Raw genomic sequence first — 14,196 nt, forward strand, 5'->3', positions numbered from 1 at the left:
TCTCACCTGCGAGGTGCCCTCTCGAACCGAGCGATAGAAGCCTGAAGCACTCCTATCCTTCCAGTTCAGAGGGCACTTTCTATCTCCGGGGTCCTGCCGGGCCGATCTTCATCGGTGGATCGAGGCTATGGCGGCAGGCTTGCCGAGTTGTTTCCATACGCCCTTCGGCGTGACACGGTTTCGCACCCTATTGATCCCACGGGGGCTGTGACCAGGGCGTTCCTCGGCGACTTACATACCCCTTGGTCTGGGATGGCGCCAGGAAGGCCATCACATAGTTTGATCATGGCGTTTGTGCTGGTAACCGGCGCCGCATAGGGTTCGACTTAAAAGCCTGATCAGCTACCCAGGCCCGCCTTGCTCGGCTTTCGGTCATTTTGACCGCTTTCATGGCACTGCCCAGTAGAGGGTGTCGGGTTGGATGGTGGCTTGGCCGATCGTGGTGACGCCGTCCCAGCAGGTGCCGCAGAGGGGGACGATGTGGACCGCGTCAGTGCGGGGGTTGACCAGTTCGCGGAGTTGGTCGGTGAGTTGGTGGAGGTCGTCAGTGTCGAGGGTGCAGACGAAGACGCTTCGTTGGATCCGGTCGCCCCAGGTTTGGATGGTAGCGGCGGCGTGGGCGCGGGTGGTGTCGGTAGAGATGTCGTAGGCGATGAGGACGGTGGGCATGGTGGGTCATCGCCAGGATAGGCCGGCCCACGGGGTGCCGCGGTCGATGTAGGCGGCAACACGTTGGGCTTGGCGGTGTAGGTGGCGGCGGAGGCTTCCGGCGAACCCGGGTAGGGCGCCTCGGGTGGAGTGGAGCATGCGGCGTTCGTAGGCGTCGATGACGGCGGCCCGGCCGGCTTCGGTGAGCAGGATTCCGGCGCGACCGTCCTCGGTGCGGGCGTGTTCGGGGCGTAGCTGGTTTGCGCGGGCCAGGGTCGTGATGGCCTGGTCGACGACGAGCGGTCGGAATTCTTCGATGAGGTCGAGGGCGAGGCTGGGCCGGCGGTCGGTGTCGGTGTGGAGGAGTCCGATGGCGGGGTCGAGTCCGGCGGCGGCGAGCGCGGCGACGGCTTCTCCGGTCAGCAGGGTGTATCCGTAGGAAAGCGCGGCGTTAACCAGGTCCAAGGGTGGTCTTCGGCTCCGGCCGACGAACCGTAGTGGTTCGGGGACTGCGGCGCTGAGGCCGGTGAAGTAGGCGCGGGCGGCGGCGCCTTCGACGCCCATGACCTCGTCGCGGGTGGTGGCGTCGGGTAGCAGGGCCAGCATGCGGCGCATCGCGTCGACGGCCGCGGCGAGGTCCTCGTGGTTGTCGCGGCGGGTGAACCGCTGAATGAGGGTGATCTGCTTGCGGATCTTTGCCTCGATGGCAGCGCGGCCGAACGGGATGGCTCGGGTTGAATCGTCGGCGCAGGCGAGCTGGGCGCGGAGTCGGGCCACTCGACGGGTGGAGCCTGAGCTGAGCTGCCCGAGGTAGTGGCCGCGGCGGGAGGCCAGAATAACCTCGACGCCGCTGGACAGCGCCCAGGATCGGGCGCCGGCGCTGAGCCCGACCGGGCCGAACAGGACCAGTCGTTCGACATGTCCGGTTGGCACGTCAAGCAGTTCGACATCGTCGGGTGATTCGACGATGAGTCGGCCAGCCTCGGTGCGTACCGCGGCGCCGGGTTTGGCGACGTAGACGGTGCGGGTGGCGGGTTCGACAATGCGGTGGTCATTGAGGACGGGCGGGTAGCGGGGGCCGAAGTCCTCGCCGAGGAAGCAGAATCCGTCGGCGAAGGACATCACGCTGCTGTCGGCACCCAAACGCATACCGATCTCGGCGGCGGCGTGTTCCACCAGATGAAGTCCTTCCTGAGCATCGGCGCGAGTGGCGGCCAGGACGCAGAAGTCGTCGCCGTAGCGGACCATCGGAAACCCGGCGGCGGTGACCCGGTCATCAATGTGGCGCAGTGCCAGGTTGGCCAACAGCGGGGACAGTGGTGCCCCTTGGGGCAGGCCTCGGCCGGGACGTGGTCCGGTGTCGCCGCTGACGGGGCGGCTGAGCAGGAGGTCGATCAGGGTAAGAACCTCGGGCTCGGTGAGCGTGGCGGACAGCAACCGCCGAAGGCGGGACATGTTGATCGAGGGAAAACAGTCGTCGATGTCGGCGTGCGCGACCCAGGCGAGGCCCTCGGCGCGTAGTCGGGCCACCTGTTGGACCGCGTCGGTGACGCCGAGACCGGGGCGGTAGGCGTAGGCGGCAGGGCCGAGCAGGGGGTCGATGATCGGGGCGAGGACGCTGGCGAGGGCCTTCTCCACAATCCGGTCGGTGACCGGTGGGATGGCCAACTGTCGGCTGCCGCCGTCGTCTTTTGGGATCGTCACTGGGGTGAGGGGCTGCGGCCGGTAGGCGCCGGTGGCGAGCCGGTCGGCCAGATCCGCGAGATGGGTCTTGGCGTCGATCGCGAACCGGCGGGTGCCCGCCGTGAGGGTGCCGTCGGCGCGGTCGTCGACGAGCATGTCCTCCCATGCGGTGGTCAGCGCGGTCAGTGAGGTCGCGGCGGTGAATAGCGGGCCGGGGCTGGTCATGGGCGGTCCGGTTGCCGCCAGGTCGGTTCCGGTCGGACCTGTCCGAGTCCGCGGGTGGTGTGGGCGCCGATGCCGGCGTAGGGGGCCAGTCGCATCAGCCGGTCCACGGCGTGGCGGGTGTCTGTCGGGGCGTCGCAGGCGTATCGGATGCGGCCGACAAACCCGGAGACGGTCAGGTTGTTGATCCGCAGGACCTGGTTGGCGCCGTCGACATCCGTCACCCATACCGGGTCGGTGGCGAGGTCGAGGACAAGCTCGGGCAGGCCGGGTGGGGCGAAGCGACGCCAGGCGGCGCGGAGTCCGCCGAGTACGGGGTTCGGTGCGGGCCAGGGGGTGAAGGAGTTGCCGCGACGGAACGTGGTGGGAGTGACAAACCGCAGGCACCAGGCGTTTGCGCCGCTGTCGCCAGCGGTCAGGTGGGTCCAGGGGGTCGTGGCGATCTGTTCGGCACCGGCATCGAGTTGGGTGTGCTGGGCGCCGAGTCGTAGCCGTACGCCGGGTGCGGCCCGGGTCAGTAGCCGGTTGGTGAGGGTGTCGTCGAGCAGGGTCACCTCGAACCCGGGGCTGTCCAGTGTGTGTCGGGCGGGTGGGCTGATCGTGTACGGCTTGGCCTGCGCGCGGTGGGCGTTGGTGGTGGTGTCGAACCAGCTGGAGACGACGGCGTGCAGGTGCTCGACCCGTACCTGGGTGGGGTCGATGCCGGGGGTGGTGATCCGCCAGCGGCTGGGCATCTGTGCGGCACTCTCCACAGGGTCGAACGGGTTGTCGAGTTGTTGGATCGGGGCTCACGGTAGGTGGTGGGTGGGTGGGGCGGCAAGCGTTGTGGAGTGTCACGATCCGGACGAATTGCGGGGTTCACCCGGGTCGGCGGTGACGTGAACAGCGAAAGCCTGATGTCGATGCCCGGGTGAGATTGTCGGCGAGTGTCGCGATGGTGACTGTTCCTGCTGTCGCGGTCTTGCGACCGTCGTTGCGGGACGGTACGTATGGAAACCATGACTTTCAGCGGTCGTTTTTGGGTGGTCGTGGTTCCGGGTGACGGCGGCTCCTGATGCCGTTGGTGGTGGTCGTCGGCTGGGACGCCGGTTCTCGGCTGTTGCGTTTCGTGCCGGTCGAGAACGGCCGGGGTGGCGGCGAGCGTGTGGTCGTCGTGCCGGACTGGTACGCCGATGAGGTGTCCGCCCAGTGTGGGCAGGGTCCGTTGCCGCGGGTCGGTGAGCTGGTTGTCGAGGATGATGGTTGCTTGCTGGATCTGTCGGGTCCGTCGGCGCGGTGGTGTCGGGCCAACCGGCGTAACCGGGCGGTGCGGCTGACCGACCCGGACACCGGTGACGAGGTCGCCGTGCTGTCTCCGGCACTGGTGGGCCTGACAGATGACGAGGCGCTCGGGCAGCGGGTCAACCAGATCGGCCCGTTTCTGCTGTTCGACCTGCCCCAACCGGTGGCGGGATGCTGGGTTCGCGAGGGCGGGTTGACGGGTTGGCGGGCCGAGGAGACGGATCGTCAGGAGCGGGCCGCAGCGCAGCGGGAGGCGGATCGGATCGCTCGTGCGGAGGCCGTCAGACGTCGCGCTGTGGAGGCCGCGAATCGGGCATTGGAAGAGGCGGAACACGAGGCGCGGCTTCGGCGGGAGCGGACGGACCGGTTCGTCAACCCGTACACGTTCGTGCCGTTTCCGGCGCGGATCGTACGGGGAGAGCCGGCTGGCCATGACCGGCTGGCGCCGGGCCGGATGTCCGGGCGGCTGGTGGTGCGGTGGGAGTTCACTGCGCCCGTGCAGGCACCGGACAGTTCGGTCGACGGCGGCGAGCTACGGTTTCCCGGCTCGTCGGTCAAGGGTGCCGTTCGCTCCGTGCATGAGACGTTGGCCGGCGGCTGTCTACGCGTCGTCGACCCCGAGTTCGTGCCGTCGTACCGGGATACCGCGTCGGCGCTGTCGGACGAGTGGACCCTCGCGGTCGTCTCCGAGGTGACCAGAGACGGGCAGCCGTTGGCGGTGCGGCCGGCCGACAAGGTGGTGTGGGTTCGGGCCGGGCAGCTCATCGCCGCCTGCGGGGCCGGCTTGCGGACGGGTAGCCGGGTCGGGTTCCAGCCGCCGAGGGACAAGAACAGCCTGGGACGTTACGAGCTGTCCGAGGATGCGCCGGTGTCCGCCGGTGGTGACTGGGTGGTGCTGCTGACCGACGCCACCGTACGGCCGAAAACGCGTAAGGATGGCAGCCCGGCGTTGTACTTCGCCGCGTGTGGCCGTGTCCCGGATTCGGCTCCGCGGTGGCCGGTGACCGAGGATGCGTGGCGGACGTTCCGTCAGGCGGTGGCGGGTGCCCGGGAAGTGGTCCAGGCCCGGTCGCCGGACCCTTCGTCCCGGCCGGACCCGTGGCCGGAGGTCCGCTTCCGGGGGGAGCTGGTCGGGCGGCGTAAGGCGGTGACCGGTCGGTTCGACCAGGGTGACGTGTTGTGGGTACGCCAGGACCGAGCCGGCGGCGTGGTCGAGCTGCGCCTATCCGCGATCTGGCGGCATCCCGGCGCGGGCCCGCTCGGCAAACGGATCCCGCCGCACCTGTCACCCTGCACCGATCCGACGGCGTTGTGCCCGTCGTGCCGGCTGTTCGGCTCGGCAGACACCCGCGCGCGAGACGAGGACGGCCGCGCGGAGCAGCGCGCCTACGCCGGACACATACGGTTCGGTGACGCCGTCAGCGCCGGGCCGGTCCCGCTGACGAAAATCCGGCGGGTGCCGTTGAGCACGCCCCGTCCCGGGGCGGGCCAGTTCTACCTGGCGTACGAGGACCGCAGTCCCGCGCGCAAGGGCAATCCGCCGACCCGGGAGTGGGGTGCCGAGCCGGACCGACCGGACGCACGCCTGGTCCGCGGCCGCAAGTTCTACTGGCACACCGAGCCGGGCGACCATCCGTCCCGGTATGAGGCGAGAGAGCACCATCACCGCTCGAAGATGGTCACCGAAAAGCTTCTCGCCCCGCCGGGTACGGTCCTGTGGCAGACGATCACGTTCGACAACCTGGATGGCGGCGAGCTGGGCGGGTTGCTGGCAGCGCTGGAACCGCAGCGGGTACTGCACCGTGGCGACGCCGAGGCGCGTGGGCCGCTGCGACTGCATCTAGGCGGTGGGAAGCCGCTCGGCCTCGGCTCCTGCACGGCGACCGTCACCGGAATTCAGGTGTGGGACGCGGACAGCCGCTACGGTGACGGACCCGATCCCGCATTCGCGCCTGAGGCGGCGGTGGACGCGTTCGTCGGTTCGTGTCCGGACGAGGTGGCCGCGACCTGGCCGGCGCTGGCCGCTGTCCTGGCCGCCGACACGGTCAACCCCGCCCAGGTGTGGTACCCGCCCGGCGCGGACTGGCCCGACCGTGAACGAAAGCCGAAGCAATTCGACGAGCCGTTCGCCTTCTTCGCCGTCACCAGTGGGATGCACATGGCCGACGGACAGGAGCGGCCGTTGCTGCCGCTGCCCGACCCGACCGCCCCGGACCAGACCCTGCCGATCATCCACAAAACGCACGCGAAGGGGTACCGGCCCGAGGAGCGCTGGACGTGACCGGCTGGATGTTCGTCGATGTCGCCGCCGTACGTATCCAGTCCTACCTGGGCCGTACGCCGGACCTGAAGGGGCGCCGAGGGGCATCGGCGTGGCTCAGTCACGCCTCGCACCGCGCCGAGCTTTCCAGCTGGGTGGCGGCGGCCACCGCCGGCCTGCCCGTCACCGTCGAGGTCAACCACGAGGCCGGCGAGGCGGACGGGCTGATCCCCCTGCGAATACCGGCCGGACAAGGCAACGGCGAGGTGGCCGAGGCGGTCGCGGGAGCGGTCATCAGTGCACTGCGGCAGCGGCTGCCGGGAATCTCGCTGGTGGCGACCTGGGCTGCCGACGACTCATACCTGGACGCCTACCGCAGCATGCACAAGACCGGCAGTGGCGCGGGCCTGACAGTCTTCCCACCGGTGCCGGACATGCCGGCCCTGGTCTCCTGTCAGCGATGCCGGATCGACCCGGTGGTCGCCACGATCGACATCCATGAGGTGGAGGTCGTCAAGGTCTGTGCGGACTGCGAGGCCCGGTACACCGACCGGTACCGAAGGCCCGGGCTGTGGCGGGAGCACGTGCCGGTAAGCGCGGAAACCGATCTGCTGCACGCCCTGCACCGAAGTCCTGGTCAGGTGGTGCAAGACTTCACCGGCCTAGCCGACCTCGGTGACCCGGCCGGCAACCGCAACCACCTGGCGACCGTTCATATCGACGGCAACGGTCTCGGCGGCCTGTTCGACCGCATCGCAACCACCGGCACCGGCGAGGCGAAGGCGACAGTGTCGGCGACGGTGTCGGCGGCCACCCGGGAGGCCCTGGTCGAGGCGACCAGGGCCGTGCTTGGCGACACTCGCCAGGTGCCGGTCATCCCGCACCTGGTCGGCGGGGACGACGTCCTCGTCTCGGTGGTCGCCGACCGGGCGTTGCGGTTCGTCACCTGCTACCTGGAGGCGTTCGCTGACCGGATGCGCGGCATCGGCGGGCTGGCCGGGAACCCGGCCGGCGGCCAGCCGGTGACCGCGTCCGCCGGTGTGGTGTTCGCCCACGCCACGTTTCCGTTCCGCCGTGCGGTGGAGCTGGCCGGGCAGGCGCTCAAGACGGCGAAAAAGGACCACCAGGGCCGTCACGCGGCGGTGGCGTGGCTGGACGTCACCCGTGACGGCGAACAACCACCTCCACACCGGACGGCGTGGACCATCGACACCCTGGCGGGCCTCGCGACAGCGCTGGACACCCTCGCCCGGGTCCCGGCGTCCGGGCGGGCGACCCTGGAACGACTTGTCGACCCCGATCGGCCCGCCCTGTCCACCGCGCGGCTGCGCGAGCACGCCCGTCGCCTCGACCGCGACGACGTGCTCGACCCGTTCCTGGACCGCGGCGGACCCGGTACGGTCGCCGACGCGCTGTCCCTGGTCCGGTGGTGGCGGTGACCCTCACCTTCGAGATCACCTTCCATGGGCCGTTCCGGGTCGCGACCGGCCGGGCCGGCGACGGCGCCGACAGCGTCATCGACCGCAGCGCACCGCTGCCCGCCTCCACGCTCAAGGGCGTCATGCTTTCCGCCGCCCGGGACCTGCTGCAACTACCCGAACCTGTGGTGGCTCCGGTGTTCGGTACCGCCTGGCAGCCCGCGCCGTGGAGCTGGTCCGACGCCACCTTCACCCCCGCCGACGCCAGCATTACCGCGTTCGAACCGGTCCGGGTCCGCTCCCGCGCCCGGATCCAGATCTCCGAGGCCACCCACACCGCGGTCGACCGGGCCCTCGCCATCGGCGAGGAGGTCCTCGCCGACCGGGCCAGCTTCACCGTACGACGCAGCGGGCCGATACCCGCAGACCAGGTAGAGCGGCACACGGCGGTGCTGGCCGCCGCCGCCCGGGCGGTGACCGCGCTCGGCGGCGACCGGCGCCGTGGACTCGGCTGGGTGTCCATCACCCCGCTGTCCCCACCGTGGACCGAGACCAGCGCCGACCATCTGGTCGACCTGCTCCATCCCCGAGCGCGCGAGGACCGTTCATGACTCCCCCGCCCCCGCCAGCGTTGGCGGTCACCGTGGTGGCCCGGCAGCGGCTCGCGCTCGGCGTCGCCTCCGAGGTCGGCTACTACACCGCCAGCCACCCGTACGTGCCCGGCAGCGTGCTCCGTGGCGCACTCGCCGCCGCCTGGATCACCGAACACGGCCCACCTGGGCACGGCAACCCGGCCACCGACGAATTCCGGACCCTGTTCGACGGACACATCCGCTACGGACACCTCTTGCCCGACGGCAGCCACCGCACACCGCTGTCGGTGTACCGGTGCAAGTACCCCACCAGCGACGCCTGCCATGACACCGTCGTCGACCAGGCATTCGAAACCGGCGACCACTGCCCCGCCTGCGGGATGCGGCTCGAACAAAGCCGCGGCGACCTCGACGTACCCGGCGGGCTGACCCGGATCACCCGCACCTCCATCGACCCGACAACCGGGCGCGCCAAGGACGGGGAACTGTACGCCAACTCCGCCCTACCCGCCGGCACCACCCTGTCCGGCCTGATACACGGCTACCACCCCTGGCTGGCGCAGCCCCGCACCCTGTGGCTGGGCGGGCGGCGTACCGTCGGCGGGCAAGCCGAACTCACCACCACACCGCACCACCCACCCGCCGCCCCGCCCGCACCAGAGCCGGGGCAGCCGCTGGTGGTCCGGCTCACCAGCCCCGCCGTGTTCGTCGACCCCGCCGGACGGCCCCGGCTGGAACCTGAACCCACACTCGACCTCACCCCGGGGGCCACCCTGCTGCCCGGCGCCTGGACCCGGCCGGTCACCTGGGCCGGCTGGCACGCCGCCTCCCGCCTCCCCAAACCCACCGACCTGTGCGCCGAAGCCGGCTCCACCTACCGCATCACCGGCCCCCCCGACATCCTGGCCACGCTCGCCGAGCGGCTCGGTCGCGACGGCATCGGCCTGCGCCGGGCGGAGGGATTCGGTAGCGTCACCATCGCCACCGGCCCGTGGCGACCCGCCCACCCCCCTCCACAACCTGAGACTGACGGCGCTGATCCGCTGCAGGCACTGCACAACAAGCTGGTCGACCTCCGCCTCGACGACCCTGCCTGGCGATGGCTCACCGGCGCCCTCCGCGCCCTGCAAATCGAACAGCACCGCACCGGCGGCGCCCCAGTGCACGCCGACCTGCTCAACGGGCTACTCAGCCAACCCACCGCCGCGGACCTGTCCGGTCGGCAACGTACACAGCTACACGCCGCCCTGGTCGGCCTCACCCCGGCCACCCTGCGAGATCTCACCACCCTCGTGCTCGCCACACCCGCCGCCGACCGCCGCCGATCCTCACCGCAGGCGACGCGATGACCATCACGTTCCTGATCGCCGAGATCACCGTCGAGCCCGGCTGGGCCGTCGGCGCCGTACCCACCGACGACCCGTCCGTCGACCGTGACCTGCTCCTCGACGCTGACGGCCGGCCTTGGGTGCCCGGATCCGCGCTCGCCGGCTCGCTGCGTGCGCACCTTCGCCAGCACGACGCTCAGCACGGCACCGAGTTCGATACAACCCTCATGGGGAGCCGGCCGCCCATCCAGCGCGGCGACACCACCGAGGCGTCGCCGCTGTGGATCCTCGGCACCCACTTCACCCCCGATCCGGCCAGCGGAGACCTCACCGAGATCGTCGGGCAAACCGCGGTCGACCGGCGCCGCGGCGCCGCTATCCCCACCAGCCTGCGGTACAGCCGCAGCGTCGCCGCCGGCGGCACACTCACCGCCTACCTCCGGCACGACGGGCCCCTCACCGACGACCACCTACAGGTCCTCGCCGCCTGGCAACCCGCCATCGGCCGCGACCGCACCACCGGCGGCGGCCAAGCCCGCCTGACCCGGCTACTGCACGGCACCATCGATCCCACCACCGCCGACGGCATGCGTACCTGGCTGCACCACACAGGGCACGCCCTCATCGAAGCCGTCGCCATCCACCAGATCCTCCCCGGACCCCCACCACAACCATGGTTAGAAACCGATCTGCACATCGTTGACGCGATCCTCGTCTGCGACCCACGTCCGACCGGCCCGGCTCAACCCCGCACCCGCGACAGCCAGCCGTTTGTCCCCGGCTCCGCCTGGAAGGGACTGTTCCGGGGGCGTGTCGAGTACATCCTGCGGTCCCGCTACGGCCTACACGCCACCTGCGGGCAGCCCACCGGCTGCGGAACCTGCCCCACCTGCCACGTCTTCGGCCACCCCGGCGGCCGGGGGCGCCTCGTCTTTCACGACAGCCCGATCTTCGACGCCCAACAGCCTGCGGCCCGCACCCACGTCGCCATCGACCGCGTCACCGGCGGCGCCCACGACGGCCTGTTCTACCAGAGCGCTCCCGTCACCGCCGGCCGCCTCCGCCTCCGCATCGACACCCTCACCGACGTCCCACCGTGGGTGGCCACCGTCATCCAGCACGTCCTACGCGACCTGCACGACGGACTCATCGGCCTCGGCTCCCACACCAGCCGAGGCATGGGGACCCTCCGCCTCGACAGCCGTCCCACACCCGGCCCGGTCACCATCCCCGAGCTCGCACCCACACCGGACACCGCGGAAGGACCAGCGAAATGACGGACACGTCACACACCAGCACCACGACGGCAACCGGCATCCTGCACGCTCACGGCCGCATTACCTGGCGCCACCTCGCCACCGCCCTGCACGACACCGACGGAACCGCGTGGGCCGACTACGACGGCTTCCACATCGGAGCAGCGCCCACCAGCCCGCCCCCCTACACCCACCTGTGGGCCTGGACCGCCGACTGGCTACTACGCGCCCGCCTCGACGGCGACGCCGCCATCGTCGGCGTCCTGCAAACCGGCACCACCACACCACAGCTGCCCCACCCGGGCCCGCCCGCCGCCACCGAACCCATCACATACACCATCCGCCACGCCCACACCTGGCCCGCCAACGAAAACCGCGTCGGCCCCCTCAACCCCACCATCACCGACCGGCCGGCCGACCTCTACCACACCCACGGAACCCATCCCATCACCTTCGTCAGGATCCGATGACCCGCTCTGACCTTCCCACCGCACCCACACGCCGACCCGCCCAGCTCCGATGGCCAGCATCCGCCCCACTACTCACCGTCATGGCGAACTTCGCCATCGCCGCCTTCACCGCCCTCACCGCCGCCGCCCTCGCCCTCATCGTCGAAGACGCCCTGCCCCTCACCCCGCCCCGTCAGGTATCCGCCGAACGCGCGCTCCTTCTCGTCGCGTCGCTCGCCCTGCTCTTGACCGCAGTCGTGTGGCGCGGCATGGTCCACCGTCGCACCGGCACCCTCTTCTACGTACGGCTCATCGCCGACGAAATGCCCGACCTCCACGAAACCGCAGTCCAGATCGCCGCCCGCAGGCGCATGTCCCTCAAATCCGTCACCCGCTGGGCCGACCTACCCGCTCACACCCACCACGGCATCGTCGACCTCACCGCCGCCTGCGCAGACATCGCCACAGCCCTCGAGACCGCCGTCAACACCGACCGCGATGACACCGCCTACACCATCGCCCCCAACACCCTCTGGCCCGCAGCACTCGCCATCGGTGCCGAACTCCCGATCATCGACAACCTCCAACTCCTCGAACTAGACCCCCGCACCCCCAAACCCATCACCTTCACCCTGACCACCCCCGTTACCCCAGCCGACGTCACCACCAAAGAACTCGCCCTCGACACGAAAACACCCGACGCCCCAGTCGGCCTCCTACTCGCATTCACCAGCTCAGCCACGGAAATGACTCCAGAAAAAGTATTCAGCCAATACCATCTCAGCCGATGCCACCGAATCCAGCCGACCGCGATCAACGACGTCGAAGAATTGAGAAACACAACGTTCACCGGGCCCCAACTCGCCGCGTTCACCCAACCTCTCGTCGACGCAATCATCAAGATTCAGAACGAGGCCGGGACACAGGGCGTAATCATCGCCGCCGCCATACCCAAAACCCTCGCCATGGCCATCGGATGGCAACTCGCCCAAGCCTCCACTCGCTTCTTCACCCACACTCACCTACTTCACTACGACCAACAGAGCCAAACCTACACACCGACCTGCGTTCATCCCGCGCAACCAAGCCAGCCACCCACAGAACGCCCGACATCCCCAATCCAGGACCCGCAATGACCTCAAGGGCCTGTCTCGCCGGTGCTGTCTCGCCAACGGCACCCCTCGGGTCCGTGGATCTAAAGGGTTGTTTCCGCCCGGCCTGCCGGGCGTTGTGCCTAGCGAGGAGGGCGCCGTGATGACCGCGACACTAAACGACCAGACCGGACGCAAGAAGCGGCCCGAGCCGACCACGGACGCGAAGGCCGCTGCAGAGGTGGTTCGGGCGGCGAAGGAACGGAGCAATCCCGTAGAATTCACCGAAAGCACTGGAAACTGAGCAATCCAGGCCTGGGCAGCCGATCAAGTCTACAGGTCGCCCCCTATGCAGCCATCCCTACAGCACAAACACACGAAATTCATCGAGCTACGCCGATCCGCATACCGCCCCACACCAGGGGGTGTGAAACACCTCGACAAGTACCCTGGTCACACCCGCCGTCAAAGAGATAGGGTCCTGAACCACGTCACGCCAAAGGGCGTATGGAAACACCACGTCCCAATCCTACCACCAGCGAAGCCAAGGGTCCTGAACCACGTCACGCCAAAGGGCGTATGGAAACCGCTAGTCCAGGAACGAGCTGAACGGGCTGGCAGGTCCTGAACCACGTCACGCCAAAGGGCGTATGGAAACGCAACGGAAACAGCCCCTGAACCTTCGACTACCATCCCGTCCTGAACCACGTCACGCCAAAGGGCGTAGGGAAATTCCACCGGTTCCGGATCCTGTGGGTGCCGACAATCTCATCCGTCCTGGTCACAGCCATCTTCATGGTCGAGGTGGAAGCCTGTACCGTGCCAAACTCGTCGCACATGTTGTGAGCTGGGAGTTCTCGGTTTGGGTTGATGATCGTTGGTATGGTCGTGCGGTTGCTGTACCTGGGGATGATCCGCCTGTTCAGCGGGCTGGGGTTGGTGATCCGCGGTGACAGGGCGTTGCTGATCGAGGTTCTCGTGCTGCGGCATGAGGTGGCGGTGCTTCGTCGGCAGGTTCGGGGCCGGCCGCGGTTGTCGTGGCCGGACCGGGTGGTCCTGTCCGCCCTGGCCCGCCTGCTACCCCGCCGGATGTGGAGCCATCGGATCGTCACCCCGGCCACGTTGCTGGCCTGGCACCGCCGGTTGGTGCGACGCCACTGGACCTACCCGAGCCGGCCCGGCCGGCCACCCGTCAGCGACGAGATCCGGGAGGTCATACTTCGGCTGGCCCGGGAGAATCCGCGATGGGGACACCGCCGAATCCAGGGCGAGCTACAGCGGCTCGGCCATCAGATCGGTGCCGGCACGATCCGACGGATCCTGAGCCACCGGCGCCTCGGCCCCGCGCCCCGCCACAAGAACACCAGTTGGCGGACGTTCCTGCGTAACCAGGCCACCGGCCTGTTGGCCATCGACTTCTTCCACCTCGACACGATCCTGCTACGACGCCTGCACCTGCTGGTGGTCATGGAGGTAGCCACCCGGCGGGTCCATCTTCTCGGCGTCACGGCGCACCCCACCCGGCAGTGGGTGACCCAGCAAGCCCGCAACCTCGCCTTCGACCTGGGCGAGCGCCTCAACCGGTTCCGATTCCTCATCCGCGACCGCGACGCCAAGTACACCACCACCTTCGATGATGTCTTCACCGCCGAGGGCATCACCGTGGTCAAGACCCCACCCCGGACCCCACAAGCGAACTGCTTCATCGAACGCTGGGACGCAGCCTCCGCGACGAGTGCACCAACCACATGTTGATCTACGACGAGCGCCACGCGCAGGCCGTGGCCGGCGAGTACGTCGACCACTTCAACAACCACCGACATCAAGGGCGCCAGCAGCGGCCACCCAACCATGACCCGTCCGTCGTCATCCCCATTGACAAGCCCATACACCGCCGAAGACGCCTCAGCGGGGTGATCAACGAGTACCACCGAGCAGCCTGAACTGATCATCAAAACACCAGTTCA

General features: G+C 69.1%; 13 protein-coding genes and 1 CRISPR repeat array. Of the genes, 10 read left to right on the forward strand and 3 right to left on the reverse strand.

Going from position 1 to position 14,196, the window contains the following annotated elements:
- Positions 1–387 precede the first annotated feature (387 nt).
- Genes cas2 through cas6 form a run of 3 tightly spaced genes read right to left on the reverse strand, consistent with a single transcriptional unit; the run spans position 388 to position 3,287 of the window.
- On the reverse strand, positions 388–669 hold the full coding sequence (gene cas2 / locus ABGB05_RS27500) for a CRISPR-associated endonuclease Cas2 (protein ID WP_347656814.1): 282 nt from the start codon (positions 667–669) through the stop codon (positions 388–390).
- 6 nt (positions 670–675) lie between these two features.
- Positions 676–2,556: a CRISPR-associated endonuclease Cas1 gene (gene cas1 / locus ABGB05_RS27505; protein ID WP_347656815.1), complete on the reverse strand. Its 1,881-nt coding sequence runs from the start codon at positions 2,554–2,556 to the stop codon at positions 676–678.
- Positions 2,553–3,287, reverse strand: a complete 735-nt coding sequence (gene cas6 / locus ABGB05_RS27510) for a CRISPR system precrRNA processing endoribonuclease RAMP protein Cas6 (protein WP_347656816.1) — start codon at positions 3,285–3,287, stop codon at positions 2,553–2,555. Before cas6 ends, cas1 begins: the two co-directional genes overlap by 4 nt.
- A gap of 320 nt (positions 3,288–3,607) precedes the next feature.
- Here cas6 and ABGB05_RS27515 point away from each other — a divergent pair, with 320 nt between their 5' ends.
- The 10 genes from ABGB05_RS27515 to ABGB05_RS27560 all read left to right on the forward strand — a co-directional run bounded on the left by ABGB05_RS27515 (position 3,608) and on the right by ABGB05_RS27560 (position 14,172).
- Positions 3,608–6,115: a TIGR03986 family CRISPR-associated RAMP protein gene (locus ABGB05_RS27515; RefSeq protein ID WP_347656817.1), complete on the forward strand. Its 2,508-nt coding sequence runs from the start codon at positions 3,608–3,610 to the stop codon at positions 6,113–6,115.
- Positions 6,112–7,533, forward strand: a complete 1,422-nt coding sequence (locus ABGB05_RS27520; protein ID WP_347656818.1) for a hypothetical protein — start codon at positions 6,112–6,114, stop codon at positions 7,531–7,533. Before ABGB05_RS27515 ends, ABGB05_RS27520 begins: the two co-directional genes overlap by 4 nt.
- Positions 7,530–8,123, forward strand: a complete 594-nt coding sequence (locus ABGB05_RS27525; protein WP_347656819.1) for an RAMP superfamily CRISPR-associated protein — start codon at positions 7,530–7,532, stop codon at positions 8,121–8,123. Before ABGB05_RS27520 ends, ABGB05_RS27525 begins: the two co-directional genes overlap by 4 nt.
- A complete protein-coding gene (locus ABGB05_RS27530; protein WP_347656820.1) occupies positions 8,120–9,454 on the forward strand; it encodes an RAMP superfamily CRISPR-associated protein in 1,335 nt (444 codons plus the stop codon). The genes ABGB05_RS27525 and ABGB05_RS27530 overlap by 4 nt, the downstream gene beginning before the upstream one ends.
- On the forward strand, positions 9,451–10,710 hold the full coding sequence (locus tag ABGB05_RS27535; RefSeq protein WP_347656821.1) for an RAMP superfamily CRISPR-associated protein: 1,260 nt from the start codon (positions 9,451–9,453) through the stop codon (positions 10,708–10,710). Before ABGB05_RS27530 ends, ABGB05_RS27535 begins: the two co-directional genes overlap by 4 nt.
- On the forward strand, positions 10,707–11,159 hold the full coding sequence (locus ABGB05_RS27540) for a hypothetical protein (protein ID WP_347656822.1): 453 nt from the start codon (positions 10,707–10,709) through the stop codon (positions 11,157–11,159). The genes ABGB05_RS27535 and ABGB05_RS27540 overlap by 4 nt, the downstream gene beginning before the upstream one ends.
- Before the next feature lie 80 nt (positions 11,160–11,239).
- Complete coding sequence (locus ABGB05_RS27545; RefSeq protein ID WP_347656823.1) at positions 11,240–12,274, forward strand: hypothetical protein; 1,035 nt, start codon at positions 11,240–11,242, stop codon at positions 12,272–12,274.
- A 115-nt stretch (positions 12,275–12,389) separates the two neighbouring features.
- Complete coding sequence (locus ABGB05_RS27550; RefSeq protein ID WP_347656824.1) at positions 12,390–12,533, forward strand: hypothetical protein; 144 nt, start codon at positions 12,390–12,392, stop codon at positions 12,531–12,533.
- Positions 12,534–12,706: 173 nt separating this feature from the next.
- Positions 12,707–12,962: a CRISPR direct-repeat array (repeat unit 38 nt; unit sequence GGTCCTGAACCACGTCACGCCAAAGGGCGTATGGAAAC).
- A gap of 149 nt (positions 12,963–13,111) precedes the next feature.
- Entirely contained in the window at positions 13,112–13,984 is an 873-nt protein-coding gene (locus ABGB05_RS27555; protein ID WP_347656825.1) for a helix-turn-helix domain-containing protein, read from the forward strand.
- Positions 13,978–14,172: a transposase gene (locus ABGB05_RS27560; RefSeq protein WP_347656826.1), complete on the forward strand. Its 195-nt coding sequence runs from the start codon at positions 13,978–13,980 to the stop codon at positions 14,170–14,172. Before ABGB05_RS27555 ends, ABGB05_RS27560 begins: the two co-directional genes overlap by 7 nt.
- The last annotated feature ends 24 nt before the right edge of the window (positions 14,173–14,196 follow it).

This window comes from Plantactinospora sp. B5E13, assembly GCF_039871775.1.
Classification (GTDB): domain Bacteria; phylum Actinomycetota; class Actinomycetes; order Mycobacteriales; family Micromonosporaceae; genus Plantactinospora.

Bases quoted from the DNA above. Each gene is read 5' to 3' on its own strand.
- ABGB05_RS27515 (WP_347656817.1), top strand. From the start codon at position 3,608: ATGCCGTTGGTGGTGGTCGTCGGCTGGGACGCCGGTTCTCGGCTGTTG.
- cas6 (WP_347656816.1), bottom strand. From the start codon at position 3,287: ATGCCCAGCCGCTGGCGGATCACCACCCCCGGCATCGACCCCACCCAG.
- ABGB05_RS27530 (WP_347656820.1), top strand. From the start codon at position 8,120: ATGACTCCCCCGCCCCCGCCAGCGTTGGCGGTCACCGTGGTGGCCCGG.
- ABGB05_RS27545 (WP_347656823.1), top strand. From the start codon at position 11,240: ATGGCGAACTTCGCCATCGCCGCCTTCACCGCCCTCACCGCCGCCGCC.
- ABGB05_RS27555 (WP_347656825.1), top strand. From the start codon at position 13,112: ATGGTCGTGCGGTTGCTGTACCTGGGGATGATCCGCCTGTTCAGCGGG.
- ABGB05_RS27540 (WP_347656822.1), top strand. From the start codon at position 10,707: ATGACGGACACGTCACACACCAGCACCACGACGGCAACCGGCATCCTG.
- cas1 (WP_347656815.1), bottom strand. From the start codon at position 2,556: ATGACCAGCCCCGGCCCGCTATTCACCGCCGCGACCTCACTGACCGCG.
- cas2 (WP_347656814.1), bottom strand. From the start codon at position 669: ATGCCCACCGTCCTCATCGCCTACGACATCTCTACCGACACCACCCGC.
- ABGB05_RS27535 (WP_347656821.1), top strand. From the start codon at position 9,451: ATGACCATCACGTTCCTGATCGCCGAGATCACCGTCGAGCCCGGCTGG.
- ABGB05_RS27560 (WP_347656826.1), top strand. From the start codon at position 13,978: ATGTTGATCTACGACGAGCGCCACGCGCAGGCCGTGGCCGGCGAGTAC.